The organism is Micromonospora sp. IBHARD004 (assembly GCF_052814115.1).
Genome location: NZ_CP199934.1, coordinates 4,204,398 through 4,230,504 on the forward strand (window position 1 = coordinate 4,204,398; position 26,107 = coordinate 4,230,504).

The window sequence follows — 26,107 nt, forward strand, 5'->3', positions numbered from 1 at the left end:
CCGGCCTCCCGAGCGGCTAACACCGCGGGACGGGCACGGGGAGCAGATGCGACAGAGCGGACGCGGTGGATTCCGCCGCCTTCGGTGGGGCGGGCCGGCCAACGCCGGCGACACCGGTCAGTACCGGGGAATCGACCCCCACGGCGGCCCGTACGGGTCGGAGCCGGCCGCCCGGACGGGCGGCCGGCTCCGCGCCGTCAGACGTTCGCGACCAGCAGCGCGGGCTGCTCGACGCAGTCCGCGACGTGCCGCAGGAAGCCGCCGGCCACCCCGCCGTCGCAGACCCGGTGGTCGAAGGTGAGGCTGAGCTGGGTGACCTTGCGGACCGCGAGCTGCCCGTCGACCACCCAGGGCTTGTCCACGATCCGACCGACGCCGAGCAGCGCCGCCTCCGGGTGGTTGATGATCGGGGTGGAACCGTCCACACCGAACACTCCGTAGTTGTTCAGGGTGAAGGTGCCACCGGTGAGCCGTGCCGGGGGCAGCGTGCCGGCGCGGGCGGCGGCGGTGGTGGCCGCCAGCTCGGCGGCCAGCTCCCGGGTGGTCAGCCGCTGGGCGTCGCGCAGCACCGGGACCAGCAGGCCTCGGTCGGTCTGCGCGGCGATGCCCAGGTGCACCCCGGCGGACTGGACGATCCGCTGCGCCTCGGTGTCGACGTGGGCGTTGAGCTGCGGATACCTCCGCAGCCCGCTGAGGCAGATCCGGGCCAGCAGGGCCAGGATGCTGACCGGTGCGTCCGGGGTGGCCGCGTTGATCGCGGCGCGGGTCGCCAGCAGCGCGGTGGCGTCCACGTCCACCCAGATGGTCACCTCGGGGATCTCCCGCCGGCTGCGGGAGAGCTTGTCGGCGATGACCTTACGGATGCCGGTCAGCGGGATCACCACGTCCTGCTCGCCGGCCGGGGGGAGACCGACGTGCGCGGCCGGGGCGTCCGGCACCGCGGCGAGCCGGGCGGTGGCGTCGGTGCTGGCCTCGGCGAGCGCGACCGCCACGTCGGCCCGGCGGATCACGCCGCCCGGCCCGCTGCCCCGGACCGTCGCCAGGTCCACGCCGCTCTCCCGGGCCAGTCGCCGGACGATCGGCGAGATGACCAGGGCGGCCCGCGGGGAGCCGGCGGCCGGACCGGCCGGGCCGCTCGGAGCCGCCGCGCTGGTCGGAGCCGCCGGGCTGGTCGCTACGGCGGAGGCCGGTGGGGCGGCCGTCGGCTCGGGGGCCACTGCCAGGCGGGGCCGGCGGCGCCGCCGGCCGGAGCCGCCGTGGCCGGTGCCGTACCCGATCAGCACGTTGCCGGAGCCGGCGCGCTCCTCCTCGCGGTAGGTGGCGTGCCCGGCGGGCTCCTGGTCGTCCGGGCCGGCGCCGTCCAGCGGCGCGATGGTGATCAGCGGCTGGCCGACCGGGCGTACCTCACCCGCCGCGCCGTGCAGCGCGACGACCCGACCGGCGTACGGGCACGGCACGTCCACGACCGCCTTGGCGGTCTCCACCTCGACCACGCTCTGGTCCACCGTCACCACGTCGCCGACGGCGACCCGCCACTCGACGATCTCGGCCTCGCTCAGCCCCTCGCCCAGGTCGGGCAGGAGGAAGACCTGCGTCCGCTCGACCGTGGTCATGCGGCGCTCCCCTGCGACAGCCAGCGCGGGTCGGGCTGGTCGTCCCACTGGAGTCGGGCCACGGTGTCGAGCACCCGGTCCACCGAGGGCAGGTGGGTGTGCTCCAGCATCGGCGCCGGGTACGGGATGTCCAGGCCGGACACCCGCAGCACCGGGGCGTGCAGGGCGTGGAAGCAGCGCTCCTGCACCCGGGCGGCGATCTCCGCGCCGACCCCGGCGAAGCCCTGCGCCTCCTGGATCACCACGCAGCGGCCGGTCTTCCGCACCGAGGCGGTGACCGTGGCGTCGTCGAACGGCACGATGGTCCGGACGTCGACGACCTCCAGGTCCCAGCCCTCCTCGCGGGCGGCCTCGGCGGCCTCCAGCGCGACCGGCACCGCCGGCCCGTACGCGACCAGGGTGGCGTCGGTGCCGGCCCGGCGCACGACCGCCTTGCCGAACGGCGCGGTGCGCGCCGGCAGTTCCGCCTCGGCGCTGGAGAAGTAGAGCTTCTTCGGCTCCATGAAGACGATCGGGTCCGGGTCGTCGATCGCCTCCCGCAGCAACGAGTACGCGTCCTCGACGGTGGCCGGGGTGACCACCTTCAGGCCGGGGGTGTGCGCGTAGTACGCCTCGGAGGAGTCACAGTGGTGCTCCACGCCGCCGATGCCGCCGGCGTACGGCACCCGGATCACGATCGGCACGCTGAGCGCGCCGCGGGTGCGGTTGCGCAGCTTCGCCACGTGCGAGGCGATCTGCTCGAACGCCGGGTAGGCGAACGCGTCGAACTGCATCTCGACCACCGGCCGCAGGCCGGACATGGCCAGGCCGACGGCGAAGCCGACGATGCCGGCCTCGGCGAGCGGGGTGTCGAAGCAGCGCTTGTCGCCGAAGCGGGCCTGGAGCCCGTCGGTGATCCGGAAGACGCCGCCGAGCTGCCCGACGTCCTCGCCGAAGACGACCACCCGGTCGTCGTCGAGCATCGCGTCGGCGAGCGCGGCGTTGAGCGCCTTCGCCATGGTCATGGTGGCCATCAGGCGTCCCCCTCCTCGTCGCGGGCGGCGGCCAGCTCGGCGCGGACCTGCTCGCGCTGCTCGACCAGCTGCGGGGTCGGCTCGGCGTAGACGTGCTCGAAGAGGCTGAGCGGGTCGACGGTGGGCTGGGCGTTCATCCGCTCGCGCAGCTCCGCCGCGTACGCCTCGGCCTCGTCGGCGATCGCCGCGACGGCCGCGTCGTCGAGCACGCCGCGGGCCCGCAGGTACGTCTCCAGGCGGGCCACCGGGTCCCGGTCGCGCCACGCCTCCACCTCGTCCGGGTCCCGGTAGCGGCTGGCGTCGTCGGCGTTGGTGTGCGCCTCCATCCGGTAGGTGTGCGCCTCCACCAGGAACGGCCCCTTGCCGGAGCGGGCGTGCTCGACCGCGCGGGTGAGCACCGCCAGGACGGCCACCGGGTCGTTGCCGTCGACCTGCTCGCTGGGCACGCCGTAGCCGACGCCCTTGTACGCCAGGCTCGGCGCGGCGGTCTGCCGGGACAGCGGGACGCTGATCGCGTACTTGTTGTTCTGCACGAAGTAGACGACCGGGGCCTTGAACACGGCGGCGAAGTTGACCCCCTCGTGGAAGTCGCCCTCGCTGGTCGCGCCGTCGCCGATGAAGGCCAGCGCGACGGTGTCCCGGCCCTGGTAGGACTCGCCGTAGGCGAGCCCGGCGGCGTGCACGCACTGGGTCGCCAGCGGGGTGCACTGCGGCGCGGTGTGCACCCGCGTCGGGTCGTACCCGCAGTGCCAGTCGCCGCGCAGCAGGGTGAGCACCTCGACCGGGTCGATGCCCCGGGCGGTCAGCGCCATCGACTCGCGGTAGGTGGGGAAGACCCAGTCGGTGTCGCGGACGGCGAGCACCCCGCCGACCTGGCAGGCCTCCTGGCCGCGCGAGGACGGGTAGACGGCGAGCCGACCCTGCTTGGTCAGCGCGGTGGCCTGGACGTCGAAGCGGCGGCCGACGACCATCCGGCGGTACATCTCGCGCAGCGCCTCGACCGGCGGCTCGGGGTAGTCGGCGCGGGGCGGCAGCGGGGTGCCGTCCGGGTTCAGCAGTCGGACCGGCTCGGTCGTCGGCAGCAGGCCGGCCGTCGGGTCGGGGGCGGCCGGGGTGGCCGGCCGGCGGGTGCGCGGGGATGCCCTGCGGACCGCCTGGGGTGTGGTCGTCACGGCGGGGACCTCCTGGACGTGTGGTGGCCCTATGCTCCTGCTGTTGGATGATTGACTCAAGATCCCCGGTGAACGTGGGACGAATGGTGAGCCGAGGAGCGATTCATGAGCCAGGAGACCACCCCGACGCCGGGCGAGGCGGGCGGAACGGGACGTTCGGCCGGGCCCCTCGACGAGGTGGACCGGCGGATCCTCGACGAACTGGTCCGGGACGGGCGCCTCTCCATCCGTACGCTGGCCGAACGGGTGCACGTCTCGCGGACCAACGCGTACGCCCGGGTGGAGCGGCTGCTGCGGGACGGGGTGGTCACCGGGTTTCGGGCCCTGGTGGCGCCGGAGCCGGCCGGGCTGGGCACGTCGGCGTACATCGCGCTGACCATCGAGCAGAACACCTGGCGGGAGGTCTCCGCCGAGCTGGCCCAGGTCCGCTTCGTCGAACACGTCGCGCTGCTCAGCGGCGAGCACGACGTCCTCGCGCTGGTCCGGGCGCCGGACAACGCCACCCTGCGGGACGTGGTGCTGGAACGGGTGCAGAGCATCGCCGGGGTGCTGTCGACCCGGACCTGGCTGGTCTTCGAGGAGTTCAGCGGGGCGCAGAGCCCCTGGCAGTGAGCGGTCAGCGCTCCGGCGGGGCCGCCAGCCCCTCCCGGTCGGCCAGCTCCAGCAGCGGCGCCAACGAGAAGCGGCGCCCGTCCAGGCCCGCGTGCGGGTCACCCCGCTCGGCGAACCGGCCCGGCATGCCGAGCACGTCGAAGTCCTCCGGCCGCGCGTCGTCCAGCTCCGACCAGTCCAGCGGCGCGGAGACCAGCGTCGCCGGGGTGGGCCGGATCGAGTACGCCGAGGTCATGGTGTGGTCCCGGGCCATCTGGTTGTAGTCCACGAAGATCGGCCGGTCCCGCTGCTCCCGCCACCAGGTGGTGGTGACCAGGTCCGGCAGCCGGCGCTGCATCTCGCGGCCCAGCGCCAGCACCGCCCGCCGGCACTCGCCGAAGCTCCACCTCGGCTCGATCGACAGGTAGACGTGCAGGCCGCGCCCGCCGGTGGTCTTCGGGTAGCCGACCAGCCCCAGCTCGTCGAGGAACGCCCGCACCTCGTGCGCGACCGGGACCACCTGCGCGAAGTCGACGCCCGGCATCGGGTCGAGGTCGATGCGGAGCTGGTCGGGGTGGTCGACGTCGGTCGCCGAGACCGGCCACGGGTGGAACCGGAGCGTGCCGAGGTTCGCCGCCCAGATCACCACCGCCAGCTCGCTCGGGGCCACCTCGTCGGCGGTCCGCCCGCTGGGGAAGGTGAGGTGCGCGGTGCGCACCCAGTCGGGCGCGCCCGCCGGCAGCCGCTTCTGGTAGAAGGCGTCGCCCCGGTTGGTCTGCCGGGTGGCGATCTTCGCCCCCTCGAACACGCCGCGCGGCCAGCGCTCCAGCATGGTCGGACGGTCCCGCAGCGCGCGCAGGATGCCGTCGCCGACGGCGAGGAAGTAACGGACCACGTCCAGCTTGGTCAGTCCGCGCTCGGGGAAATACGGCTTGTCGGGGCTGGAGACCCGGACCAGCCGCTCCCCCACCCGGATCTCCTCGGCCGCCGTGGTCGCCACGCCTCACACCGTACGACGCCGGTCCGCCCGCCGGGGGACTTGTCAGGCGACCAGCAGGATGCCGACGGCGATCAGCGGCACCGCGACGAACAGGAAGATGCCGACCCCGGTGAGCACCCGTCCGCCACCGGCCCCCTCCCGCTCGGGTGCGAGCCCGAACACGGACCGCGCGGGCATCGTCTCGATCCGACTCAGCGTCAGGTCGCCCGTCATGCCGAGCAGCGCGCCGACGACCAAACACGCCACGCCGAGCCGGTGGGTGAATTCGCCCCCGCTCACCGCCACCCAGACGCCCACGCCGGCCGCGATCAGCACCACCGCGATGACGAAAAGCACCAGTGCTTCCCGCAGCCCCCTGATGACCGTCATGGGCCGTCCTCCCCCGATCGGGGCGGACCCCCGGCGCCCCCGCCGCCCGCCCGACGACGGTGACATTCTGCCCGGTCGATGGGGATCCCGCTGCCCGGTTTTCGGCGGTCGGAACGGCTACGGGCGGAATGGGACCCACCCCGGACATGCCGCGGCGACCGGAGGGCGCACCGCCCGTCCGGTCGCCGTGCGCCCGGTCTAGCCGTTCTCCCGCTGCATGCGTTCCATGAGCATCTTCTTGCCCTGCTCGCCGGCCTTGCGGTTGTTGTCCTGCATCTTTCGGAACCAGTTGGCGAGTTCGGTGTCGCCCCGGTCCTCCGCGTCGGAGATGTACGTCTCCATCCGCCAGATGTGTTCCAACGACAGCTGGATCGCGTGGATCAGGTCGTAGTTCTTGTCCTTGACCGGGCTGGCCGGTTCCTTGACCATGGTCGCCACGGCGCACCTCCCCATGTGTCGGCTTCCGATGGAGCACCGCGCTTACCCGCCGCCGCCCCCTTCACGCCCTCGGCGGGCCCGGACCACGCGGTTACCCGGCACGGGCCCCGGGTACCGGAGGGCGCATGGCGGAACTGGCAACGCTCTGGATCGTGCGGCACGGCGAGAGCACGGCGAACGTCGCGGCGACCCAGGCGGAGGCATCCGGGGCCGAGCTGATCGACCTGACCCACCGGGACGCGGACGTGCCGCTGTCGGCCACCGGGGAGGAGCAGGCCCGGGCCACCGGCCGCTGGCTGGCCGGCCTGCCCGAAGCGCGCCGTCCCGACGTGGCGGTGGTGTCGCCGTACCTCCGGGCGGTGCGGACCGCCGAGTTGGCCCTCGCCGGCACCGGGATCCCGGTCAGCCGCGACGAGCGGCTACGTGACCGGGAACTGGGCATCCTCGACGGGCTGACCGGGCGCGGGGTGCGCCGACGGTTCCCGGCCGAGGCGGACCGCCGGGCCCGGCTCGGCAAGTTCTACTACCGCCCGCCGGGCGGCGAGTCGTGGACGGACGTGGCGCTGCGGCTGCGTACCCTCCTCGGCGACCTGCGCCGCGACCACGAGGACCGCCGGGTGCTGCTCTTCGGCCACGACGCGCTGGTCTTCCTGCTGCGCTATTTGGTGGAGGGGCTCACCGAGACGGAGCTGATGGCGCTCACCCGGGAGCACGTCATCGCCAACTGCTCGGTGACCGGCTGGTCGGCGGACGCCGACGGCCGGCTGGTCCCGGACGGGTTCAACGACGTCGCCCACCTGCACCAGCAGGGCGCGCGGCCGACCAGGGAGGACGAGGTCCATGCCGAACCGGTCTGACACCCCGGTCATCACCCCCGCGCTGCTGCGGGACTGGGCGCTGCCGGTGCCGACCGGCGGCAAGGAGAACCGCGGCACCGTGCTGGTGGTCGGCGGCTCCCGGTTCACGCCGGGCGCGGTGCTCCTGGCCGGGGTGGCCGCGTTGCGCGCCGGCGCCGGCGTGCTCCAGCTCGCCGCCGCCGAGTCCACCGCCACCGCGCTGAGCATCCAGGTGCCGGAGGCGCTGGTGGTGGGGTTGCCGGAGACCCCCGACGGGGCGGTCGCCGGCGACCGCCGGGACCGGCTCGCCGAGCTGGTCGGCCAGGCCGACGTGGTCACGGTCGGCCCGGGGCTCAACGACATCGAGCACACCCGTTCGCTGCTGGACCTGGTGCTGGGCGCCGCCCGACCGGAGACGTCCCTGGTGCTCGACGCGTACGCCCTCGGCGCGCTCAGCCACGCCCCGGACCTGCTGGTCGGCTCGGGCCGCCCGGTGGTGCTCACCCCGAACCTCACCGAGGCCCGGCACCTGCTCGACCGGGACCTAGGCGACGACCTGGACGCCGAGGCAGCCGAGGTGGCCCGCCGGTACGACGCGGTGGTCTCCCTGTACGGGCACATCGCCACCCCGGACGGACGGGGCTGGCGGGAGGAGAGCGGCGACGCCGGGCTGGGCACCTCGGGCAGCGGCGACGTCCGCGCGGGGCTGCTCGCCGGCCTGCTGTCCCGGGGCGCGGCACCGGCGCAGGCCGCCTGCTGGGCCGCGTTCGCGCACGCCGTCAGCGGCCAACGGCTGGTCCCCCAATACGGCCGGATCGGCTTCCTCGCCCGTGAGCTGCTCGACGAGATCCCTCACACGCTGGCCACCGTCTGACGGTTGTTGTTCATCCGTTCGGATGTGTGTAACACCACATTGTCCCCCGGGATGGCCCCGGGCCAGCTGGCGGCGTTCCTGGAGGGCACGTCGGTGGCGCGGTCCTGCCCGGCGGGCGTCTACAACCCGGCGCCGCTGCACCCGGCGGGCCCGACGGCCTACGACGCGACCTGCTCCGGCGGAGAGCGTAACGGCTTCTACGGCGCGGGCATGGTCGACGCGTTCAACGTGGTGAAGTAGCAGCACGGCACGACCCGTGATGGGGCCCGGCGGAACGTCGCCGGGCCCCATCCGTTTTCGCAGCTCACGTCGGGGGTAGGGGATCAGCCATCAGCCCAACCCCCTAGGAGGTACCGGTGTCCACCGACGCCATCGTGCTGCTCAAAGAGGACCACAAGGAGATGCGCCGCCTCTTCCGGGAGTTCCAGAAGGCCGAAGAGGGCCCGGCCAGCCGGCGCCAGGAGCTGGTCAACCAGATCCTGGAGGCCCTGACCGTGCACACCTACCTGGAGAACGAGGTGATGTACCCAGAGGTCCGCAAGCTCCTGCCGGACCTCGAGGACGACATCCTCGAGTCGTACGAGGAGCACCACGTGGCGGACCTGCTCTGCGCGGAACTGGCCGCCATGGACGCCTCCGACGAGCGCTTCGTCGCCAAGACCACGGTGCTGATCGAGAACGTCGAGCACCACGTCGAGGAGGAGGAGCAGGAGTGGTTCCCGAAGGTGCGGGAGGCGCTCGGCCGCAACCAGCTCCAGGAGATCGGCGAGCGGATGATCGCGATGCGCAAGGCCGCCCCGCGCACCCTCGACGACCCGAAGGCCCGCAAGAGCCAGGTCGACGCCGCCACCGCCTAACCCCCGCGACTCCCCCGGGGCCCGGCCGCCGGTCGGGCCCCGACGTGTGTCACCAGGCGGTCGGCGGGGTCCCCTCCGGGGCGGGCAGGATGCGTCGCAGAACCCCCGCCTGCGCCGACCGCTGCCGCCCATCCCGGTCCGGTACGCCTCGGCCAGCGCCGCCTCCGGGGTGTCCAGGCCGTCCGGACGCCAGCTGTGGTCGTAGAGCAGGAAGTGGGGCGCCACCAGCGCGGGCCCGCCCGGACCGCGCCACACCGGGTACGGGTCCTCCGGGGTGAACACGCCGAGCCGGCGGCAGAGGTCGACCAGGTGGCGGTAGCGCGCGACGCCGCGGAGCTGGACCGGGTCGGCCGGCGGCGTCCAGAGCTCGTGGTTGCCCGGGGCCCAGACCACCGTGGCGAAGCGCCGGCTGAGCAGGTCGAGCGCCCACTCCACCTGGGCCACGGTGTCGCCGACGTCGCCGGCCACCAGCAGCCAGCACCGGCGCGACTCCGGGCGCAGCGCCTCGACGATCGCGCGGTTGTCGGCGTGCCCGACGTGCAGGTCGCTGATGGCGAGCAGCGCTCCGTCGTCCGCCCCCACCAGCCGATCCTACGAGAGCAGGCCGGGGTCGACCCGGTAGGATCGGCGCGGGCCGTGACTGGCGCGTGGGGATGGAGAACCATCGGGAAGCGGTCCCGTCATGAGGACGCATGCCGAGCGCCTGGGCCTTCCGCACGTCACCAGGAGGTCGCATGTCGCTGAACGCCGAATCCACCGCCTTCCGCAGCGCGCTCGAGGTGATCCGCGCCGTGGAGCCGCGGGTCGCCGACGCCATCGGGGCGGAGCTGGCCGACCAGCGCGAGTCCCTGAAGCTCATCGCGAGCGAGAACTACGCCTCCCCGGCCACCCTGCTGGCCATGGGCAACTGGTTCAGCGACAAGTACGCCGAGGGCACCGTCGGCCGTCGCTTCTACGCCGGCTGCCAGAACGTCGACACCGTCGAGGCGCTCGCCGCCGAGCACGCCCGGGAGCTGTTCGGCGCCGCCCACGCGTACGTGCAGCCGCACTCCGGCATCGACGCGAACCTGGTCGCGTTCTGGGCGATCCTGGCCGACCGGGTCGAGTCCCTCGCGCTGAAGAAGGCCCAGGTACGCCAGGTCAACGACCTCACCGAGGCGGACTGGTTCGCGCTGCGCCGCGAGCTGGGCAACCAGCGGATGCTGGGCATGTCGCTGGACGCCGGCGGTCACCTCACCCACGGCTTCCGGCCGAACATCTCCGGCAAGATGTTCGACCAGCGCAGCTACGGCACCGACCCGGCGACCGGCCTGATCGACTACGACAAGGTCGCCGAGGCGGCCCGCGAGTTCAAGCCGCTGATCCTGGTGGCCGGCTACTCGGCGTACCCGCGGAAGGTCAACTTCCGGATCATGCGGGAGATCGCCGACTCCGTGGGCGCGACCTTCATGGTCGACATGGCGCACTTCGCCGGCCTGGTCGCCGGCAAGGTCTTCACCGGCGACTTCGACCCGGTGCCGCACGCGCACATCGTCACCACCACCACCCACAAGTCGCTGCGCGGCCCGCGCGGCGGCATGGTGCTCTGCGGGCCGGAGCTGGCCGACCAGGTCGACCGGGGCTGCCCGATGGTGCTCGGCGGCCCGCTGCCGCACGTGATGGCCGCCAAGGCGGTCGCCCTGGCCGAGGCCCGCCGCCCCGACTTCGCCGGCTACGCCCAGCGGATCGTCGACAACGCCCAGGCGCTCGCCGAGGGGCTCACGCGCCGGAGCGCGAAGCTGGTCACGGGCGGCACCGACAACCACCTGGTGCTCATCGACGTCACCGGTTACGGCCTCACCGGCCGGCAGGCCGAGCAGGCGCTGCTCGACTCGGGCATCGTCACCAACCGCAACGCGGTCCCGCAGGACCCGAACGGCGCCTGGTACACCTCGGGCATCCGGATCGGCACCCCGGCGCTGACCAGCCGCGGTCTCGGCACCGCGGAGATGGACCAGACCGCCGAGCTGATCCACACCGTGCTCAGCCAGACCACGTCGGGCGAGTCCAAGGCCAAGTACGTCCTCGACCCGGCGCTGGCCGACAAGGTCAGCAAGCAGGCCAGCGAGCTGTTGGCCGGCTTCCCCCTCTACCCCGCCGTCGACCTCGGCTGACCCGCGGCTCCCTCGACGCCCCGCCCTGCCTCCGGCCGGGCGGGGCGTCCCATCTCCATGACGCCAGTCACCCGATACAAGATCGGATTCGAGAGCAGTGCATCCGGTATATCGGAACAGGCCCACCCCTCGGGTCGCGCGGGTAGAAGATCTCGCTGCCCTCACAGCCGGCCAGCTCATGGACGTGATGAAGGCGTTCATGGTGATCCTGGCCCTGCCTCAGTCAGCCGCTGACCACGTCGACGCACTCGTCGTACCCACCGGCCAGGGCGAGGAGTGGCGTCTCACCCATGCGATCCGTCGTTGGGAGGCCAACCGACACATCAGCTACCTGCTGGTGGCAAATGGCAACCCGGCGGAAGACACGTACATCGAGATCACGCCTGCCTACCTGCGCAGCCTCGGCCTCCGCCGCCTTTCCGGGGTGCACCTCCAGGCCGAGCCGGCCCCCAACACCGGCCTACAAGCCGCATGGATTGTCGACCAGGTCGAAGACCTCGGCATCACGAGCCTCGCGCTCACCGTCTCCTCATACCACCTGCCCCGCGTCTACCTCACCGTCCTCAAAGCGCTCAGCCAGGGCGGGGTCCGCATCCCCCTCGTGCCGGACCCGGTCACTGTCTCTCCCGACACCGCCATCCCGGAAACGCAAGCGACCGCCTACGACCTGCTCCCCGGCGAAGCGGAACGCATCCTCACGTACATGAACAACCAGTGGCTTGCCACGCTCGAGGAACTACAGGAGTACCTGCGCTGGCTATGGCGCCAGCACAAGGACCTCCTCACCCAGACATCGGCCTGAACCCGCCGGGTGGGTCAGCGGGGGTGCCGGGCGCGGTTGCGGAGGGTGCGGAGGCGGTGCAGGACGTCGGTTCCTCCCCGGCCGAAGTGGTCGTGCAGGTCGCGGTACTCGGCGTAGAGGTCGTCGTAGGCGGCGGCGCGGGCCGGGTCGGGGTGCCAGGTCTCGCGGTGCCGCGCGCCCATCGCCGCCGAGGCCGCCTCCACGTCCGGGTACGCCCCGGCGGCCACCGCCGCGTGGATCGCCGCGCCGAGGGCGGCCGGGTGCGCGGCGTCGAGCACGTGCAGCGGCCGGCGCAGCACGTCGGCGTAGATCCGCAGCAGGAGCCGGTTTGCGGTGAGCCCACCGGCGGCGGTCACCTCGTCCACCGGCACCCCGGCCGCGGTGAACGCCTCGACGACCGTCCGCGCGCCGAACGCGGTGGCCTCCAGCAGCGCCCGCCAGATCTCCTCCGGCCGGGTGGCCAGGGTCAGCCCGACCAGCACGCCGCTCAGCTCGTGGTCCATCAGGACCGAGCGGTTGCCGCTGTGCCAGTCCAGCGCCAGCAGCCCGTGCCCGCCGACCGGCTGGTCGGCGGCGAGGGCGTCCAGCAGCTCGTACGGGGAGATGCCGCGCCGCCGCGCCTCGTCCGCGTACGACGCGGGCAGGGCCCGCTCGACGTACCAGGCGAAGATGTCACCCACGCCGCTCTGCCCGGCCTCGTAGCCCCAGCCGCGGGCGGTGACCCCGCCCGCGACGACGCCGCAGACCCCGGGCACGTCGTGGCAGGCGTCCGCATTCATGATCAGGCAGGTGGAGGTGCCGAGGACGGCGAGCATCCGGCCCGGCTCGACCGAACGCGCCGCGGCGGCGGTGACGTGCGCGTCGATCGCGCCGGCGGCCACCGCGACGCCGGCCGGCAGGCCGGTCCACCGGGCCGCCTCGGCCGTCAGTGCGCCGGCCCGGGCACCGGGCTCCACCAGCGGCCCGTCGACCTTCGGCAGCAGGTCGGGCAGCTCGGGATGGAGTGCGGCGAGGAACCCGGCGCCCGGGTAGCGGCCGTCCTGGCGCAGCCCTTTGAAGCCGGCGGCGGAGACGTTGCGGGTCGGGCGGCCGCAGAGCTGCCAGACCAGCCAGTCGGCCGTCTCGATCCAGCGCTCCGCGCGGCGGAAGACCGCCGGGTCGTCCTCCAGCACCTCCAGCGCCTTGGCGAGCTGCCACTCGGCGGAGACCCGACCGCCGTAGCGGGCCAGCCAGGGTTCGGCGCGCTCGGCGGCGAGGGCGTTGATCCGGTCGGCCTGCCGTTGCGCGGCGTGGTGCTTCCAGAGCTTCGGCCAGGCGTGCGGCCGGTCGCGCAGCTCGGCGAGCTCGGCGAGCGGGGTGCCGTCGGCCAGGGTGGGCAGCACCGTGCAGGAGGTGGCGTCCAGCCCGATGCCGATCACCTCGGCCGGGTCGATGCCGGCCGCGCGGACGGCGGCGGGCACGGCCGTCCGCAGCACCTCGCGGTGGTCTTCCGGGTCCTGCAGCGCCCAGTCCGGGGGCAGCGCCGACCCGTCCGGCAGCCGGTCGGTGAGCACCCCGCGCCGGTACGCGTGCACTGCACTACCCCGCTCGGCGCCGTCGGCCACGTCGACCACCACCGCCCGGCCGGAGAGCGTGCCGAAGTCCACGCCGACGACGTACCGGCCCACCGTTCCTCCTCCCACCACCGTCGGCTCCGCGGCGGTGGGAGAAGACGGTAACGGGTCAGGCGAGCGGGCGCTTCAGGTGGTAGCGGTGCACCTCGGTGCTGCCCTGCACGTTGTTGACGTCCTCGCCGGCGGAGACCAGCTCCCAGCCCTCCCGGCCGGCGCGGTTGAGGTGCGCGATCGCGGTGTCGCCGTACGCGGTGATGTCGGTGCGTGAGCCGTCGGGGCCGTACCAGACGAACGAGACGTGGAAGTTGCGGCCCTGCCCCTGATAGCGACGGACCAGCAACGCGTACTCCCAGGCAACCATCGGTCCAGTATGGTGGGTCGGCGCGCGCCGGGAAATCGTGGCCCGGGCGCCCGGGCGGGATCAGGCGCCGCCGCCGGATCCCACCACCGCGGGCCGGTCGACGGCCAGCTCGGCCCGGGTGGGTGGATCCGCCCCCCGCCGGGCACAGGTGCGGGCGGCGACGTGGGCCGCCTCCGCCAGGACGGCGGCGAGCGTGTCCCGGCCGACGTCGCCGAGCGCCGTCCGCCGCGCGGCGCCGAGCAGGTCCCGCTCGCTCAGCGCGGCCAGCAGCCCGGCCGTGAACGCGTCACCGGCGCCGACGGTGTCCACCACCCGCACCGGTCGGGCGTCCACCTGCACGGCACCGCCGCGGTTGACCGCCCAGGCCCCGCCGTCGCCGCGGGTGACCACCACGAGGACGGCGCCCAGCTCCAGCCACGCCCGCCCCAGCTCCTCGTACCCACGGCCCGGGTGGAGCCAGGCCAGGTCCTCCAGGCTGACCTTGACGACGTCGCTGACCGCCACCAGCTCCTCGACCCGGTGCCGGGCCGTGGTCCGGTCGCCCATCAGGGCGGGGCGGCAGTTCGGGTCGTAGCTGATCATCGTGGTCGCCCGGCGGTCCCGGACCAGGGCCAGCACGTCACCGGCGCCCGGTTCGAGCACCGTGGCGAGCGAGCCGGTGTGCAGGCACCGGCTCCCCGACCCGACACCTGCCAGCGCCCGGTCTGGAAAGGACCGCCAGGCGATGTCGAAGTCGTACCGGGCCTGTCCGTCCACGCCCACCCGGGTCCGGGCCACGCTCGTATGCGGCAGGTCCGGCACCGACGCCGGATCGAGCCGTACGCCGCTGCCGGCCAGGTGGGCGCGGAGCAGCCGCCCGTGCGCGTCGTCACCGAGCTGGGTGAGCAGGGTGGTGGGCTGACCGAGGCGGGCGAGCGCCACGGCGACGTTCGCCGGGCTGCCCCCCGGGTGGGCGACCGCCCCGCCCGACGGATCCTCGATCAGATCCACCAGGCTCTCGCCGACAACCGTGATCACAGTCTTCCTCTCCCGGGCCTGGATCGCCCGGTCACGTCCACGACGGGCTCAGCCCGCCGTCCGGCCTGGGGTCTCCTCGAGGGTGGTCGCGCCGGTCATGACGGCCACCGCCTCCGGCATCGTGTGCGACGCCGGCGTCACCACGCCCGCACAGCGGCCCAGCCGCTGGATGTGGATGCGGTCGGCGACCTCGAACACGTGCGGCATGTTGTGGCTGATCAGGATCACCGGCAGTCCGCGTGACCGGACCTCCTCGATCATCCGGAGCACCTGGTTGGACTCCTTGACGCCGAGCGCGGCGGTGGGCTCGTCGAGCACGATGACCTTGCTGCCGAAGGCCGCGGCCCGGGCGACCGACACGGCCTGGCGCTGTCCGCCGGAGAGCGTCTCGACCGCCTGCCCCACGTTCTGCAGTGTGCCGATGCCGAGGTCGGAGAGGGCCTGCGCGGCCTCCCGGCGCATGCCCTTCTGGTCGAGCATCCGGAACACCGAACCGAGCACGCCGCGCCGGCGCTTCTCCCGGCCCAGGAAGAGGTTGCTCGCGATGTCCAACGCCGGCGCCACGGCCAACGTCTGGTAGACGGTCTCGATACCGGCGTCCCGGGCGTCCTGCGGCCGCTTGAACTGCGCCGGCCTGCCCTCCAGGAAGAGCTCCCCGGCGTCCGGCGCCAGCGCGCCGGTCAGGCACTTGATCAGCGTGGACTTCCCGGCGCCGTTGTCCCCGATGACGGCGAGCACCTCGCCCGGGTACAGGTCGAGATCCACCCCGTCGAGCCCGACGACCTTGCCGAACGTCTTGACCAGGCCGCGGGCCGAGAGCACCGGCGAGCGCTGCCCGCTCTCCGCCGCGCCGGACCGGCCGGCGGCGGGGGTCTGCGTGCTGGTGGCGGTCATGACCTCACCTTCCTGATCCACTGGTCCACGGCCACGGCGAGGATCACCAGCAGGCCGACGGCGAGTACGCGGTACTGGTCGTCGACCCCGGCGAGGGAGAGGCCGCTGCGGAAGAAGCCGACGATCAGCGCGCCGAGCAGGGTGCCGAGCACCGCGCCGCGGCCGCCGAAGAGGCTGGTGCCGCCGATGACGACGGCGGTGATGCTCTCCAGGTTGGCGTCGGTGATGGCGTTCGGGCTGGCCGCGCCGGCGCGTCCGATCAGGATCCAGGCGGTGATGCCGTAGATCGCGCCGGCGACGACGTACACGCTCAGCAGGACCCGGTCGACCCGGATGCCGGCGAGCCGGGCGGCCTCCTTGTCGTCACCGACCGCGTAGACGTGCCTGCCCCAGGCGGTCTTGGCCAGGGCGAAGCCCACCGCGAGGTAGAGCAGGACGACGGCGACCACGCCCACGGTGATCCGGAACCGGCCCACCGGGAAGGACTCGCCGGTCCAGCTGAGCACCGCGGGCAGGTCGGTGGCCTGGACGCTCCGGCCCTCGGAGTAGAGGAGCCCGAGGGCGGTGAAGACGCTGAGCGTGCCGAGGGTGACGATGAAGGGCGGCAGCTTGAGCCGGGTCACCAGCGCGCCGTTGAGCGCGCCCGCGGCGGCGCCGACGGCGATGGCCAGCGCGATGGCGAGGGCTCCCGGCAGCCCCTGGCCCTCGGCCAGCTTGGCCGCGAGCATCATGGCCAGGATGGCGATGGCGCCGACCGACAGGTCGATGCCGGCGGTCATGATGATCAGTGTCTGCCCGACGGCGAGCGCGCCGATGACCGCCACCTGCTGCAGGACGAGCGACAGCGAGTTCGGCGAGGCGAAGCGCGGGTTGAGGGTGGAGAAGACGACGAACGAGATGACCAGCACGAGGAACGGGCTGATCGCGGGGTGCGCGTGCAGCAGGTGCTGGACGCGTTGCAGTGGCGATTGCCGGCGCAGGGCGAACTGCTGCGCGGCGGTGGTCGGTGGTGTCGTGGTGGTCACGGCGGGCTCCCTGCCGATGTCGGCGGTGGCTAACGAACTGTCCGGTCGAGGGCGCGGGGCGGAGGATGCCTCCGGCCCTCGACCGTGGCGGCGGTGGCTCAGCCCCAGCAGCGCTGGGCGCCGTCGGCGCTGGTGATGCTCTCGACCCCGGTGGCGGCCTTGTCGGCGACCAGGGTGACGCCGGTGTCGAAGAAGTCGAGGCCCTCGGAGACCTTGGGCTTCTCCCCGTCATTCGCGATCTTCTTGATCGCCTGCACGCCCAGCTCGGCCATCTTCAGCGGGTACTGCTGCGAGGTGGCGCCGATGACGCCGTCCTTGACCTGCTGTACGCCGTCGCACCCGCCGTCGACGGAGACGACCAGGACGCCCTGGGTCTTCCCCGCCGCCTGCAGCGCCTTGTGCGCGCCGACGGCGGCCGGCTCGTTGATGGTGTAGACGACGTTGATGTCGGGGTTCTTGGTCAGGCAGTTCTCCATCGCCGTCCGGCCGCCGTCCTCGGCGCCGTTGGTCGGCTCGTTGCAGGCGATGGTGTAGCTGCCGCCGGAGTAGCTGCCGGTCTTCGCCTCGTCGCCGTTCTTCTTCTTGTCGGCGGTGTCGATGCCCATGCCGGTCAGGAAGCCCTGGTCGCGGTTGTAGTCGACGGAGACGATCTTGTCGTTGAAGAGGTCCAGCAGGGCGATGGTCGCCGGCTTGCCGGCGAGCTGGGTCGCCGTCCACTTGCCGATCAGCTCACCGGCCTTGAAGTTGTCGGTGGCGAAGGTGATGTCCACGGTGTTCGCCGGGTCGGGCGGGGTGTCCAGCGCGATGACGTAGAGCCCGGCGTCGCGGGCCTTCTTGATGGCGGGGTTGACGCCGGGGCCGTTCGGGGTGATCAGGATGCCCTCGTCGCCGCGGGCGATCGCGTCCTCGATGGCCTGCACCTGGCCGGCCTCGTCGCCGTCCTCCTTGCCGGCGGCGATGGTCAGCTTCACGCCCTCCGCCTCGGCGGCCTTCTTCGCGCCCTGCTGCATGGTCACGAAGAACGGGTTCGTGGAGTTCTTGGTGATCAGCGAGACGGCGACGCTCTTGTCACCGTCGCCGGCGCCGTCGCCCGAGCTGTCGCCGCACCCGCTGACGACCATGCTGGTCGCCGCCGCGGCGGCGACCAGCAGGGCCGCGCGACGGGTGTCCTGGTGGTCAACCTGAACCCGGGAGCGGTGGCCGGCGGATCCGGCGCGCAGTACTTCGTTGGCGACTGGGACGGCACCCGCTTCACCGCCGACAACATCGTCACCGGCGACCCCGAGCCGCCGGCCGGGACGCTCCTCGCCGACTTCGAGCACGAGTACGCCGGCTGGACCGTCGAGAACGACCCGACGCTGGGACCCGGGCCCTTCGGCGCCGGCCCGTACCCGGGGACGGTGCCCGGGCAGCAGCAGGTCAGCGGGTTCCGCGGCCGGTCCCTGGTCAACAGCTTCCTCGGCTCCGACGCGCCGAAGGGGCGGCTGGTCTCCCCCGACTTCACCCTCGACCGGGACTACCTGAACCTCCTCGTCGGCGGGGGCGCCCACCCGCACCTGCGCGGCACGACGACCGACTTCGTGCCCGCCGGGGCCGAGCCGGTCATCGACTTCGAGCTGGCCGACGGCCAGACGTACGAGCAGGCGGGGTGGGCGGCGACGGGCGGGCTGCGCGACCGCGCGCCGGTGGTCGGTCCCGCCCGGTCCGAGCGCGGCCACGTCGGCGACAAGCTGCTCACCACCTTCTTCGCGGCCGACTCGACCACGGGCACCCTGACCTCGCCCGCCTTCACCATCGACCGGAACCACCTGAGCCTGCTCGTCGGCGCCGGTGGCCACCTGGACGACGGCACCGGCCGTACGGTGGTCGAGCTGCTGGTGGACGGCCAGGTGGTGCGGACCGCCACCGGCAACTTCTCCGGCTTCATGAACTGGCGCAGCTGGGACGTGACCGAACTCCGGGGGCGCACCGCCCAACTGCGGATCGTCGACGAGAACACCGGCGGGTGGGGGCACCTCCTGGTCGACCACCTCGTCGCCACCGACGAACCGGCGCTGCCCCGGTCCGTGGAGACCGCGGTCAACCTCGTCGTCGACGGCCAGGTGGTCCGGACCGCCACCGGCAAGGACAGCGAACGCCTGGACTGGGTGGGCTGGGACGTCCGCGAGTTCGCCGGGCGGCGGGCCCACCTGGAGATCAACGACTTCAACTCCGGCGGCTGGGGGCACATCCTCGTCGACCACGTCATGTTCGCCGACCGGCCGGCGCAGAGCGAGCTGGAACGCTACGACTGGCTCGACCACGGCAAGGACTACTACGCGGCGGTCACCTACAACGACGCCCCCGGCGGCGAGCGCGTCGCGGTCGGCTGGATGAACAACTGGCAGTACGCCGGCAGCGCCCCGACCGCGCCGTGGCGCGGCGCGATGGCGCTGCCCCGGGAGTTCGCGCTGCGGACGATCGACGGCGAGGTGCGCCTGGTCCAGCGGCCGACCGGTCAGCTCACCTCGCTGCGGGGCGACGGCGAGGTGTTCACCCTGCACGACGCGACCGTGCGGCCCGGGGTGCGCGACCTGCCCCCGGCGGCGGACGGCACCGTGCTGGAGATCCAGGCGGAGTTCGAACTCCGCGACGCCGACCGCTTCGGCCTCCAGGTCCGCGGCGGCGACGACGAACGGACGGTGATCGGGTACGACGCCGGGGCGCGCCGCCTCTACGTCGACCGGACGCGATCCGGCCAGGTCGACGTCGGTCCGCTCTTCCCCGGCGTGCACTCCGGCCCGCTCTCCGTGGACGGCGACCGGGTCCGGATGACGGTGTACGTGGACCGCTCCTCGGTGGAGGTCTTCGGCGGGGCGGGACAGACCACCATCACCGACCAGATCTTCCCCACGCCCACCAGCGACCAGACGCGCCTATTCGCCGAGGGCGGTGACGTGATGGTGCGGTCGCTCACCATCCGGCCGCTGCGGTCGGTGTGGCGATAACCTGACCGTCGATCACCATCGGTCGGGGGCCACGGGCGTGCGCCGTGGCCCCCGACCGCCACCGCAGCACCCCGCCCGGTAGGAGCGCCCATGCACGCTGCCGCCCCCGCTACGTCGAACGCCGCCAAGGCCCGGCCCACGCTCCGGGACGTCGCACTGCTCGCCGGCGTGAGCCCGAAGACCGTCTCCCGGGTGGTCAACGGCGAGGCGGGGGTCTCCGCCCCGAAGACCGCCGCCGTGCAGCGGGCGATCGCCCAGCTCGACTACCGGCCCAACTTCACCGCGAGCAGCCTCCGGCGGTCCAGCGGCCGCAGCGCGGCGATCGCCGCGGTCCTGGAGGACCTGGCCAACCCGTTCTCGGCCGCCCTGCACCGGGCCTTGGAGGACGCCGCGCGGGACCGGGGCGTGCTCATCTTCGCCGGCAGCGTGGACGAGAACCCGGAACGGGAACGGGACCTCATCCACGCCTTCACCATGCGGCAGGCCGACGCCCTGGTCGTCGTGCCCGCCAGCGACGACCAGAGCTACCTGGCCGGCGAGGTCAACGCCGGCACCCCGGTGGTCTTCGTCGACCGGCCGCCGGTCGGACTGCCGGTCGACGCCGTCCTCGCCGACAACCACGACGGCGCCGCGTCCGCCGTCCACCACCTCGTCGCACACGGCCACCGGGACATCGCCTACCTCGGCGATCTGCAGGCGATCCCCACGGCCCGGCAGCGGTTCCAGGGTTTCCGGGAGGCCCTCGCCGACCACGGCATCCGACCGTCCGCCGCCACCGCCGTCCACGACCTGCACACCGAGCGGGAGTCGGAGGAGGCGGTGCGCCGGCTGCTCTCCGCCGAGTCCCCGCCCACCGCGCTCTTCACCTCGCAGAACCTCGTCACCATCGGGGCCATCCGGGCCCTCCAGCAGCTCGGCCGGCAGCACGACGTCGCGCTCGTGGGCTTCGACGACTTCCCCCTCGCCGACCTCCTCCAGCCGGCCGTCACGGTGGTCGCGCAGGACCCGTCCGAGATGGGCCGGGTCGCCGCGTCGCTGATCTTCTGGCGGCTGGACGGCGAGCAGTGGCGCCCGCGGACCCACCTGGTGGCGACCCGGCTGATCCCCCGCGGCTCGGGCGAGATCAGGGGCCCGCACCAGGACTGACGAATGCTCCCGCCGACCGGGCGGTCCGCAGTTCGTCGATCAGGGCGGCCAGCCGGTCCGGGCCCAGGTCGATCTGCTCCGGCGTCACCGCGCTGACCGAAAGCCGCAGCGCGTCGACCGTTGCCCCGTCGTCGTAGAAGTGTGCCATCGAGGTCCAGAGCACGCCGTACTCACGGGCCGAGCGGGTGCAGCAGCGCGTCGTCGACGGGCGGGTGCAGCCCGCCGACGTCCAGGTCCACCGGCTCCTCGGTCAGCCTCCGGTCGTCGTGCGCAGGTGTCGGGCGGCGGCCGGGTCGGCGCAGCCGGTCAGGGTGAGCGCGTCGTGCAGCTCGGCGGCGAGCAGCGCCAGGGCCGCCTCGGCACCGGCCCGGCCACCCGCCGCGAGCGCCCAGAGCATCGGGCGGCCGACCAGCACCCCGGTCGCGCCGAGCGCCAACGCCCGCAGCACGTCCACACCGCCGCGCACGCCGCTGTCCAGCAGCACCTCGCACCGCTCCCCCACCGCGGCCACCACCTCGGGCAGCGCCGTCGCGGTGGCCGGCGCGCCGTCAAGCTGCCGGCCACCGTGGTTGGAGACGACCACGGCGTCCGCCCCGGTCTCCGCTGCGCGGGCCGCGTCGCGGGGGTCGAGGATCCCCTTGACCAGCAGGGGCAGCGGGGTACGGCCGCGCAGCCAGGCCAGGTCCGCCCAGCTCAGCGCCGGGGCGAAGACCGCGCCGGTGTGCACCGCGACCGCGGAGACCCCGGGGGTGCCCTGGTGGGCCAGGTCGTCCCGCCCGCCCGGCAGGTTCGCCGCGGTGACGTGCGGCGGCAGGGCGAAGCCGTTGCGGACGTCGCGCAGCCGCCGGCCGAGGATCGGCACGTCGACGGTGACCATCAGCGCGGCGCAGCCGGCGGCGTGCGCCCGGTCCAGCAGGTCGGCGACCAGGCCCCGGTCGCGCAGCCAGTAGAGCTGGAACCAGACCTCCCCGCCGACCGCGGCGATCTCCTCGATCCGGGTGCTGCTCAGCGTGCTGGCCACGTAGGGCACCCCGGCCGCGCGGGCGGCGGCCGCCAACGCCGGCTCGCCGTCCGGATGCACCAGCCGCTGGTACGCCATCGGCGCGACCGCCACCGGCATCGCCTGCGGCCGGCCGAGCAGCGGCGCGTCGGTCCGCGGCCGGTCCACCCCGGTCAGCACCCGGGGCAGCACCGCGACCCGGTCCAGCGCGGCCCGGTTGGCGGTCAGCGTGGTCTCCATCCCGCTGCCCCCGTCGACGAAGTCCCACACCTCCGGCGGCAGCGCGGCCCGGGCCAGCCCCGCGAAGTCGGCCAGGCTCGCCGGCCCGGCGAACCCGCCGCCGGCCCCGGTCACCGACGCGTCGGCCGTGGCGCCCGCCGTGGCGGACCGATCCGTGCCGGCTGCCGTGGCCGGAGCCCCGGGCGGCGTGGCGGACCCGTCGGGTGCCGGGACCGCGACGGTGCCGCGGCCGACACCGGACCCGTCCGGCGGCACGTCGGCCAGCAGCGGCTCAGCCATCGACGCACCCACCGTCCGGCGCACCGGCCGCCGACGCGACCGGGTCCAGCCCGAACCGCTGCCGCAGGAACGCGGCGGCCTGCTCCTGCACCGGCAGGGGCCCGGCCGGGCCGGGGACGTGCGTGTCGCGTACCTGATGGACCGGCTCGACCGCGCCGCCGCCGGCGAGGTCCGCGGCGCGGGCCTCCGCCAGGGTCCGGGCGTAGAGCGGTGCGGTGCCGGCGGCCGCGCGCGCGGCCCGATACGCGACCACCTGCGGGTCGAGGGCCATGCCGGGTCTCCTAGCTGCCAGTGGTGACGGTCAGCGGTAGCGCAGCAGCACGACCCCGTTGCCGAACGGCCGGGATTCGACCAGCCGTAGGTCGACCGGCGTGTCCGAGGGCGGGAAAAGCGGCTTGCCCCGGCCGATGGCGACCGGGTGGAGGTAGATCCGGTACTCGTCGACCAGCCCGTGGCGCCGGAAGGCGGACGCGAGGTCCGCGCCGCCGACCACCAGGTCACCGCCGGGCTGGGCCTTGAGCGCCATGACCTCCTCCGGGACGACCTCCCGGACGACCGTGGCGTTCCAGTCGGCACGCGCCAGTGTCCGGGAGTAGACGATCTTGGGCATGTCCCGCCAGATCGCGGCGAACTCACGGGTCGGCGCGCTGGCCGCCGGGTCCTGGTCGGCGGTCGGCCAGAAGCCGGCCATGAGCTCGTAGGTGCGGCGGCCGTCCAGAAAGGCTCCCTTGGTGCGCAGCTCGTCGTTGAAGTGCCGGTGCAGCTCCTCGTCGACCCGGTGCCAGTCGAGCTCCCGATCCGGTCCCTCGATGAAGCCGTCGAGGGAGATGGACATCCACACGATGATCCTGCGCATCACGGTCCTTTCCCGTTTGCCGGCAAAGGGCCATTCTGCCAAGATCGCCGGATGAACGGGGACCAGGTGACCGCGCTGTTGGCCGAGTTCGCCGCGCACGGCCTGCGGGTCTGGGTGGCCGGCGGCTGGGCGACGGACGCGGTGGTGGGCCGGCAGACCCGGCCGCACGCCGACCTCGACCTGGCGATCGACGCGAGCCGGCAGGCGGAGCTGCTCGCGCTGCTCGGCCGGCTCGGCTTCGTGACCACCGTGGACTGGCTGCCGGTCCGGGCCGAGCTGACCGCGCCGGACGGCCGGAAGGTCGACATCCACCCGGTGGCGTTCCGCCCGGACGGCAGCGGGGTCCAGTCTGGACTGGACGGCGCGACGTTCGCGTACGCCGCGGATGGCTTCGCCGAGGGCGTCATCGACGGCCGCCCGGTGCCCTGCCTGTCGGTGGACCAGCAGCTCCGCTTCCGGGAGGGCTACCCGCCGCGGGAGGTCGACCACCACGACATCGCCCTGCTGCGCGGGCACTAACCACCCTGCCCGGCCGGCCCGAGGTGTCGGTGGGCGGGGGTACGGTCGGGCCATGGCGACCTGGGACGACGTACGACGCATCGCGCTCGCCCTGCCGGAGACCACCGAGCGCGGCTCGCACGACGACCTGCCCGCGTGGCGGGTCCGGGACAAGCTCTTCGTCTGGGAACGACCGCTGCGCCGCGGTGACCTGGCGGCGCTGGGCGACGCCGCGCCCGACGGGCCGATCCTCGGCGCGCGGGTGCCCGACCTGGGCGCCAAGGAGGCGCTGCTCGCCGACGATCCGGCGGTCTACTTCACCACGCCGCACTTCGACGGGTACCCGGCGGTGCTCGTCCGGCTCGACCGGATCGGTGTCGAGGAGCTGACCGAGCTGATCACCGAGGCCTGGTACGCGCGCGCCCCGAAGCGCCTCGCCGCCCAGCTCAGGACGACGGCGGGCTGAGGTCTCCCCCGCCGTCCGGGTCCGACGGGATCCGCCGGGCTGCCATAGCATCTGCCCATGCGGGCGGCACACGAGCAGGTGGACGCGATCGTCTTCGACATGGACGGCACGCTGATCGAATCCCACGCGGTGGTGCCCGCGGCCTACCGCGCCACCATCGTGGACGGCGGAGGGCCGGTGCTCTCCGACGCCGAGATCATCGCCGGGTACCCGCTCGGGCCACCGGCCGCGCTGCTGACGCACCTGCTGGGGCGGCCGGCCACCGACCGGGAACTCGCCCGCTACCACGCCCACCTGACCGCCCTCGCGACGCAGGTCACCGTCTATCCCGGGGTGGCCGACCTGCTCGCCGGCATCGCCGGACGGCGGGCGGTCGGTCTTTTCACCGGCGCCAGCCACCGGGCGGCCGAGATTCTGCTCGACCGGGTCGGTCTGCTCGGGCATTTCCAGGTCGTCGTCGGCGGGGACGAGGTCGCGCGACCCAAACCCGAGCCCGACGGTGTCGAGCTGGCCTGCCGGCTGCTCGGCGTCCATCCCACGCGAACCGCGTACGTCGGTGACTCGCCGCTCGACCTGCGGGCGGCGCGACGCGGCGGCGCGCTGGCGGTGGCCGCCGGCTGGGGCCATCAGTACGACCCGGGTGAGCCGGCGGACCGTACCGCCGGCCACCCTGGTGATCTGCTGTCGCTGTTCGGCTGAGCTCGGGTCACGGCCCGGGCGGGAGCACCGTCTGCACCGCCTGCTCCGGGGTGTCGACGGGCCGCGGCCCGGGCACCGGCTCGCCGGTGGGACCGAGGATCCGCCAGCCGCCGAGAAGCACGACCGGGACGGCGCCCCGACGCATGGCCAGGGCCACCTCGCTGAGCGTTCCCCAGGAGCCGCCGACGGCGATCACCGCGTCCGCGCTCCACACCAGGATCGCGTTGCGCGCCTGCCCCATGTTCGTCACCACGGACGCGGACACGTCGGCCGGGCCGGGATCGGCGCCGTCGTCGGGGCGTACGGCGATGACCAGGCCGTTGCGGGAGCGGGCGCCGGCGGCGACCGCGGCCATCACCCCACCGCCGCCTCCGCAGAGGACGGTGACATCCCGCTCGGCCAGCAGCTCCCCCACCCGTCGGGCGTGGGTCAGCTCCGTCTCCGTCGCCTCCGCCGGCCCGCACACCGCCACCTGGAATCTCACCGCCCCACCTCCGCCGCCGAGGTTATCGCCGCCCACGCCCTGGACGGACGCCAGGTGGCAACGTCTTCGCACACTGGCCGGACCGGACAGGGGCGGATGCCGTTCCGGCATGCCATCGACGTTGACGGAAGCGAGTGACCGTTACCGTTCAGTGAGTAAACGTGACTCACGATTGGCAGCCGTCCGTTGCCGGGCGGCGTTGACCGGATGAACCGGTCTTGACGCTTCACGGCCTGCTGCCTAGCCTGCGGGTGCAGGTCTTACGGGTCTTACGTAGGCTCCACGTCCTGCTTTTGTGTCGCCCAGCAACTCCAGGTCGACGTGCCGAACTAGGCCGGCAAGATTACGTGCGGCGTTGACGTCCCGGTGCAGGGACAGTCCGCACGTGGTGCAGTTGAAGGTGCGTTCGGCCAGCGACAGCTTGGGTTTCACCGTCTGACAGCCTGAACAGGTTTTGGAGCTGGGGTACCACCGGTCGGCGACGTACAACACGCTGCCGTACCAACCGGTCTTGTAGCCAAGGTGCCGGCGCAGGGTCGCCGGGGCGGCGTCGATCAGAGCCCTGGCCAGCTTACGGTTGCGGACCATCCCGGCCACGCCTCCGTGCGAGAGAGCGCCGAGCTTCTGCGGGGCCACGACCCCGACCTGCCCAGGCGCGGACCGTGGTGGCCGCCGGAAGCCTGGCCGACGTGGTCCGCACGAGCTGGGGCGCGCCGGTCAACCTGCGCTCGATCCTGGTCCACATGATCGAGGAGACCGCCCGGCACAACGGCCACGCGGACGTCATCCGCGAGGCGATCGACGGCGCCACCGGGCACTGACCA

29 protein-coding genes, 3 pseudogenes and 1 riboswitch are annotated in these 26,107 nt (G+C 73.6%); of the genes and pseudogenes, 13 read left to right on the top strand and 19 right to left on the bottom strand.

Annotation, left to right across the window (positions count from 1 at the left end):
- Nucleotides 1–197: 197 nt before the first annotated feature.
- From ACTWO6_RS20530 to pdhA, 3 genes are read right to left on the bottom strand one after another with little or no spacing between them, the layout of a single operon-like run.
- Nucleotides 198–1,613 (bottom strand): dihydrolipoamide acetyltransferase family protein, encoded by a 1,416-nt coding sequence (locus ACTWO6_RS20530; protein ID WP_446215441.1) that lies wholly within the window; start codon nt 1,611–1,613, stop codon nt 198–200.
- A complete protein-coding gene (locus ACTWO6_RS20535) occupies nt 1,610–2,626 on the bottom strand; it encodes an alpha-ketoacid dehydrogenase subunit beta (protein WP_446215442.1) in 1,017 nt (338 codons plus the stop codon). The genes ACTWO6_RS20530 and ACTWO6_RS20535 overlap by 4 nt, the downstream gene beginning before the upstream one ends.
- Entirely contained in the window at nt 2,626–3,831 is a 1,206-nt protein-coding gene (pdhA, locus tag ACTWO6_RS20540; RefSeq protein WP_446220711.1) for a pyruvate dehydrogenase (acetyl-transferring) E1 component subunit alpha, read from the bottom strand. Before pdhA ends, ACTWO6_RS20535 begins: the two co-directional genes overlap by 1 nt.
- A gap of 72 nt (nt 3,832–3,903) precedes the next feature.
- Here pdhA and ACTWO6_RS20545 point away from each other — a divergent pair, with 72 nt between their 5' ends.
- The gene (locus ACTWO6_RS20545; RefSeq protein ID WP_446215443.1) at nt 3,904–4,410 is read left to right on the top strand and encodes an Lrp/AsnC family transcriptional regulator; all 507 of its coding nucleotides are present in this window, start codon (nt 3,904–3,906) and stop codon (nt 4,408–4,410) included.
- A gap of 4 nt (nt 4,411–4,414) precedes the next feature.
- On the opposite strand, the gene ACTWO6_RS20550 is transcribed toward ACTWO6_RS20545, so the two are convergent.
- The 3 genes from ACTWO6_RS20550 to ACTWO6_RS20560 form a co-directional block, all read right to left on the bottom strand.
- On the bottom strand, nt 4,415–5,389 hold the full coding sequence (locus ACTWO6_RS20550) for a DNA polymerase domain-containing protein (RefSeq protein WP_446215444.1): 975 nt from the start codon (nt 5,387–5,389) through the stop codon (nt 4,415–4,417).
- 42 nt (nt 5,390–5,431) lie between these two features.
- Nucleotides 5,432–5,758: a hypothetical protein gene (locus tag ACTWO6_RS20555; protein WP_446215445.1), complete on the bottom strand. Its 327-nt coding sequence runs from the start codon at nt 5,756–5,758 to the stop codon at nt 5,432–5,434.
- A 198-nt stretch (nt 5,759–5,956) separates the two neighbouring features.
- Nucleotides 5,957–6,187, bottom strand: a complete 231-nt coding sequence (locus ACTWO6_RS20560; RefSeq protein ID WP_446220712.1) for a hypothetical protein — start codon at nt 6,185–6,187, stop codon at nt 5,957–5,959.
- Nucleotides 6,188–6,321: 134 nt separating this feature from the next.
- Between ACTWO6_RS20560 and ACTWO6_RS20565 the strand changes: the two genes are divergently transcribed.
- The 4 genes from ACTWO6_RS20565 to ACTWO6_RS20580 all read left to right on the top strand — a co-directional run bounded on the left by ACTWO6_RS20565 (nt 6,322) and on the right by ACTWO6_RS20580 (nt 8,763).
- Nucleotides 6,322–7,053, top strand: a complete 732-nt coding sequence (locus ACTWO6_RS20565) for a histidine phosphatase family protein (protein WP_446215446.1) — start codon at nt 6,322–6,324, stop codon at nt 7,051–7,053.
- Complete coding sequence (locus ACTWO6_RS20570) at nt 7,037–7,906, top strand: NAD(P)H-hydrate dehydratase (RefSeq protein WP_446215447.1); 870 nt, start codon at nt 7,037–7,039, stop codon at nt 7,904–7,906. The genes ACTWO6_RS20565 and ACTWO6_RS20570 overlap by 17 nt, the downstream gene beginning before the upstream one ends.
- Before the next feature lie 51 nt (nt 7,907–7,957).
- Complete coding sequence (locus tag ACTWO6_RS20575; protein WP_446215448.1) at nt 7,958–8,146, top strand: hypothetical protein; 189 nt, start codon at nt 7,958–7,960, stop codon at nt 8,144–8,146.
- Nucleotides 8,147–8,262: 116 nt separating this feature from the next.
- The gene (locus ACTWO6_RS20580) at nt 8,263–8,763 is read left to right on the top strand and encodes a hemerythrin domain-containing protein (protein WP_446215449.1); all 501 of its coding nucleotides are present in this window, start codon (nt 8,263–8,265) and stop codon (nt 8,761–8,763) included.
- Between the two features lie 129 nt (nt 8,764–8,892).
- On the opposite strand, the pseudogene ACTWO6_RS20585 reads toward ACTWO6_RS20580, so the two are convergent.
- A pseudogene (locus ACTWO6_RS20585) lies at nt 8,893–9,348 on the bottom strand (metallophosphoesterase); the annotation flags it as partial.
- Between the two features lie 41 nt (nt 9,349–9,389).
- Nucleotides 9,390–9,479: riboswitch (ZMP/ZTP riboswitch) on the top strand.
- Between the two features lie 18 nt (nt 9,480–9,497).
- Between ACTWO6_RS20585 and ACTWO6_RS20590 the strand changes: the two are divergent.
- Both ACTWO6_RS20590 and ACTWO6_RS20595 read left to right on the top strand, forming a co-directional pair.
- On the top strand, nt 9,498–10,916 hold the full coding sequence (locus tag ACTWO6_RS20590; RefSeq protein WP_446215450.1) for a glycine hydroxymethyltransferase: 1,419 nt from the start codon (nt 9,498–9,500) through the stop codon (nt 10,914–10,916).
- Between the two features lie 178 nt (nt 10,917–11,094).
- Nucleotides 11,095–11,718: a hypothetical protein gene (locus ACTWO6_RS20595; protein WP_446215451.1), complete on the top strand. Its 624-nt coding sequence runs from the start codon at nt 11,095–11,097 to the stop codon at nt 11,716–11,718.
- A 14-nt stretch (nt 11,719–11,732) separates the two neighbouring features.
- Here ACTWO6_RS20595 and ACTWO6_RS20600 read toward each other — a convergent pair whose 3' ends face one another.
- From ACTWO6_RS20600 to ACTWO6_RS20625, 6 genes are all read right to left on the bottom strand, one after another.
- Nucleotides 11,733–13,385, bottom strand: a complete 1,653-nt coding sequence (locus ACTWO6_RS20600) for a ribulokinase (protein ID WP_446215452.1) — start codon at nt 13,383–13,385, stop codon at nt 11,733–11,735.
- Between the two features lie 55 nt (nt 13,386–13,440).
- Nucleotides 13,441–13,692 carry a hypothetical protein gene (locus tag ACTWO6_RS20605; RefSeq protein ID WP_130337177.1) on the bottom strand — a complete coding sequence of 84 codons (252 nt, stop codon included), beginning with the start codon at nt 13,690–13,692 and terminating at the stop codon, nt 13,441–13,443.
- A 60-nt stretch (nt 13,693–13,752) separates the two neighbouring features.
- The gene (locus ACTWO6_RS20610; RefSeq protein WP_446215453.1) at nt 13,753–14,709 is read right to left on the bottom strand and encodes a carbohydrate kinase family protein; all 957 of its coding nucleotides are present in this window, start codon (nt 14,707–14,709) and stop codon (nt 13,753–13,755) included.
- A 48-nt stretch (nt 14,710–14,757) separates the two neighbouring features.
- The gene (locus ACTWO6_RS20615) at nt 14,758–15,603 is read right to left on the bottom strand and encodes an ATP-binding cassette domain-containing protein (protein WP_446215454.1); all 846 of its coding nucleotides are present in this window, start codon (nt 15,601–15,603) and stop codon (nt 14,758–14,760) included.
- Nucleotides 15,600–16,628 carry an ABC transporter permease gene (locus tag ACTWO6_RS20620; RefSeq protein ID WP_446215455.1) on the bottom strand — a complete coding sequence of 343 codons (1,029 nt, stop codon included), beginning with the start codon at nt 16,626–16,628 and terminating at the stop codon, nt 15,600–15,602. Before ACTWO6_RS20620 ends, ACTWO6_RS20615 begins: the two co-directional genes overlap by 4 nt.
- A 98-nt stretch (nt 16,629–16,726) precedes the next feature.
- Nucleotides 16,727–17,749, bottom strand: coding sequence for a substrate-binding domain-containing protein (locus ACTWO6_RS20625; RefSeq protein ID WP_446215456.1), 1,023 nt, complete (start codon nt 17,747–17,749; stop codon nt 16,727–16,729).
- Nucleotides 17,750–17,800: 51 nt separating this feature from the next.
- On the opposite strand from ACTWO6_RS20625, the gene ACTWO6_RS20630 reads away from it, so the two are divergent.
- Both ACTWO6_RS20630 and ACTWO6_RS20635 read left to right on the top strand, forming a co-directional pair.
- Nucleotides 17,801–19,615 carry a GH32 C-terminal domain-containing protein gene (locus ACTWO6_RS20630; RefSeq protein ID WP_446215457.1) on the top strand — a complete coding sequence of 605 codons (1,815 nt, stop codon included), beginning with the start codon at nt 17,801–17,803 and terminating at the stop codon, nt 19,613–19,615.
- A 90-nt stretch (nt 19,616–19,705) separates the two neighbouring features.
- Nucleotides 19,706–20,761: a LacI family DNA-binding transcriptional regulator gene (locus ACTWO6_RS20635; protein WP_446215458.1), complete on the top strand. Its 1,056-nt coding sequence runs from the start codon at nt 19,706–19,708 to the stop codon at nt 20,759–20,761.
- On the opposite strand, the pseudogene ACTWO6_RS20640 reads toward ACTWO6_RS20635, so the two are convergent.
- From ACTWO6_RS20640 to ACTWO6_RS20655, 4 genes and pseudogenes are all read right to left on the bottom strand, one after another.
- Nucleotides 20,739–20,970 (bottom strand): annotated as a pseudogene (locus tag ACTWO6_RS20640) (PLP-dependent aminotransferase family protein); the annotation flags it as partial. The gene ACTWO6_RS20635 and the pseudogene ACTWO6_RS20640 sit on opposite strands and share 23 nt — an antisense overlap.
- A gap of 41 nt (nt 20,971–21,011) precedes the next feature.
- A complete protein-coding gene (locus ACTWO6_RS20645; RefSeq protein ID WP_446215459.1) occupies nt 21,012–22,280 on the bottom strand; it encodes an alpha-hydroxy acid oxidase in 1,269 nt (422 codons plus the stop codon).
- 85 nt (nt 22,281–22,365) lie between these two features.
- Nucleotides 22,366–22,551 (bottom strand): annotated as a pseudogene (locus ACTWO6_RS20650) (alpha/beta hydrolase); the annotation flags it as partial.
- Nucleotides 22,552–22,581: 30 nt separating this feature from the next.
- Nucleotides 22,582–23,136 (bottom strand): dihydrofolate reductase family protein, encoded by a 555-nt coding sequence (locus ACTWO6_RS20655; RefSeq protein ID WP_446215460.1) that lies wholly within the window; start codon nt 23,134–23,136, stop codon nt 22,582–22,584.
- Nucleotides 23,137–23,187: 51 nt separating this feature from the next.
- On the opposite strand from ACTWO6_RS20655, the gene ACTWO6_RS20660 reads away from it, so the two are divergent.
- Genes ACTWO6_RS20660 through ACTWO6_RS20670 form a run of 3 tightly spaced genes read left to right on the top strand, consistent with a single transcriptional unit; the run spans nt 23,188 to nt 24,799 of the window.
- Nucleotides 23,188–23,655 carry a nucleotidyltransferase domain-containing protein gene (locus ACTWO6_RS20660; RefSeq protein WP_446215461.1) on the top strand — a complete coding sequence of 156 codons (468 nt, stop codon included), beginning with the start codon at nt 23,188–23,190 and terminating at the stop codon, nt 23,653–23,655.
- A gap of 52 nt (nt 23,656–23,707) precedes the next feature.
- Nucleotides 23,708–24,100 carry an MmcQ/YjbR family DNA-binding protein gene (locus ACTWO6_RS20665; RefSeq protein ID WP_446215462.1) on the top strand — a complete coding sequence of 131 codons (393 nt, stop codon included), beginning with the start codon at nt 23,708–23,710 and terminating at the stop codon, nt 24,098–24,100.
- A 57-nt stretch (nt 24,101–24,157) separates the two neighbouring features.
- Nucleotides 24,158–24,799 (top strand): HAD family hydrolase, encoded by a 642-nt coding sequence (locus ACTWO6_RS20670; RefSeq protein WP_446215463.1) that lies wholly within the window; start codon nt 24,158–24,160, stop codon nt 24,797–24,799.
- 7 nt (nt 24,800–24,806) lie between these two features.
- Here ACTWO6_RS20670 and ACTWO6_RS20675 read toward each other — a convergent pair whose 3' ends face one another.
- Nucleotides 24,807–25,283 carry an SLOG cluster 4 domain-containing protein gene (locus ACTWO6_RS20675; RefSeq protein ID WP_446215464.1) on the bottom strand — a complete coding sequence of 159 codons (477 nt, stop codon included), beginning with the start codon at nt 25,281–25,283 and terminating at the stop codon, nt 24,807–24,809.
- A 240-nt stretch (nt 25,284–25,523) separates the two neighbouring features.
- Nucleotides 25,524–25,919 (bottom strand): zinc ribbon domain-containing protein, encoded by a 396-nt coding sequence (locus ACTWO6_RS20680; protein WP_446215465.1) that lies wholly within the window; start codon nt 25,917–25,919, stop codon nt 25,524–25,526.
- Nucleotides 25,920–25,945: 26 nt separating this feature from the next.
- Here ACTWO6_RS20680 and ACTWO6_RS20685 point away from each other — a divergent pair, with 26 nt between their 5' ends.
- Nucleotides 25,946–26,104, top strand: a complete 159-nt coding sequence (locus tag ACTWO6_RS20685) for a mycothiol transferase (protein ID WP_446215466.1) — start codon at nt 25,946–25,948, stop codon at nt 26,102–26,104.
- Nucleotides 26,105–26,107: the final 3 nt, after the last annotated feature.

Bases quoted from the DNA above. Each gene is read 5' to 3' on its own strand.
- ACTWO6_RS20530 (WP_446215441.1), bottom strand. From the start codon at position 1,613: ATGACCACGGTCGAGCGGACGCAGGTCTTCCTCCTGCCCGACCTGGGC.
- ACTWO6_RS20535 (WP_446215442.1), bottom strand. From the start codon at position 2,626: ATGGCCACCATGACCATGGCGAAGGCGCTCAACGCCGCGCTCGCCGAC.
- ACTWO6_RS20545 (WP_446215443.1), top strand. From the start codon at position 3,904: ATGAGCCAGGAGACCACCCCGACGCCGGGCGAGGCGGGCGGAACGGGA.
- ACTWO6_RS20555 (WP_446215445.1), bottom strand. From the start codon at position 5,758: ATGACGGTCATCAGGGGGCTGCGGGAAGCACTGGTGCTTTTCGTCATC.
- ACTWO6_RS20560 (WP_446220712.1), bottom strand. From the start codon at position 6,187: ATGGTCAAGGAACCGGCCAGCCCGGTCAAGGACAAGAACTACGACCTG.
- ACTWO6_RS20565 (WP_446215446.1), top strand. From the start codon at position 6,322: ATGGCGGAACTGGCAACGCTCTGGATCGTGCGGCACGGCGAGAGCACG.
- ACTWO6_RS20570 (WP_446215447.1), top strand. From the start codon at position 7,037: ATGCCGAACCGGTCTGACACCCCGGTCATCACCCCCGCGCTGCTGCGG.
- ACTWO6_RS20575 (WP_446215448.1), top strand. From the start codon at position 7,958: ATGGCCCCGGGCCAGCTGGCGGCGTTCCTGGAGGGCACGTCGGTGGCG.
- ACTWO6_RS20590 (WP_446215450.1), top strand. From the start codon at position 9,498: ATGTCGCTGAACGCCGAATCCACCGCCTTCCGCAGCGCGCTCGAGGTG.
- ACTWO6_RS20595 (WP_446215451.1), top strand. From the start codon at position 11,095: ATGGACGTGATGAAGGCGTTCATGGTGATCCTGGCCCTGCCTCAGTCA.
- ACTWO6_RS20605 (WP_130337177.1), bottom strand. From the start codon at position 13,692: ATGGTTGCCTGGGAGTACGCGTTGCTGGTCCGTCGCTATCAGGGGCAG.
- ACTWO6_RS20615 (WP_446215454.1), bottom strand. From the start codon at position 15,603: ATGACCGCCACCAGCACGCAGACCCCCGCCGCCGGCCGGTCCGGCGCG.
- ACTWO6_RS20625 (WP_446215456.1), bottom strand. From the start codon at position 17,749: ATGGTCGTCAGCGGGTGCGGCGACAGCTCGGGCGACGGCGCCGGCGAC.
- ACTWO6_RS20635 (WP_446215458.1), top strand. From the start codon at position 19,706: ATGCACGCTGCCGCCCCCGCTACGTCGAACGCCGCCAAGGCCCGGCCC.
- ACTWO6_RS20645 (WP_446215459.1), bottom strand. From the start codon at position 22,280: ATGGCTGAGCCGCTGCTGGCCGACGTGCCGCCGGACGGGTCCGGTGTC.
- ACTWO6_RS20655 (WP_446215460.1), bottom strand. From the start codon at position 23,136: ATGCGCAGGATCATCGTGTGGATGTCCATCTCCCTCGACGGCTTCATC.
- ACTWO6_RS20660 (WP_446215461.1), top strand. From the start codon at position 23,188: ATGAACGGGGACCAGGTGACCGCGCTGTTGGCCGAGTTCGCCGCGCAC.
- ACTWO6_RS20665 (WP_446215462.1), top strand. From the start codon at position 23,708: ATGGCGACCTGGGACGACGTACGACGCATCGCGCTCGCCCTGCCGGAG.
- ACTWO6_RS20670 (WP_446215463.1), top strand. From the start codon at position 24,158: ATGCGGGCGGCACACGAGCAGGTGGACGCGATCGTCTTCGACATGGAC.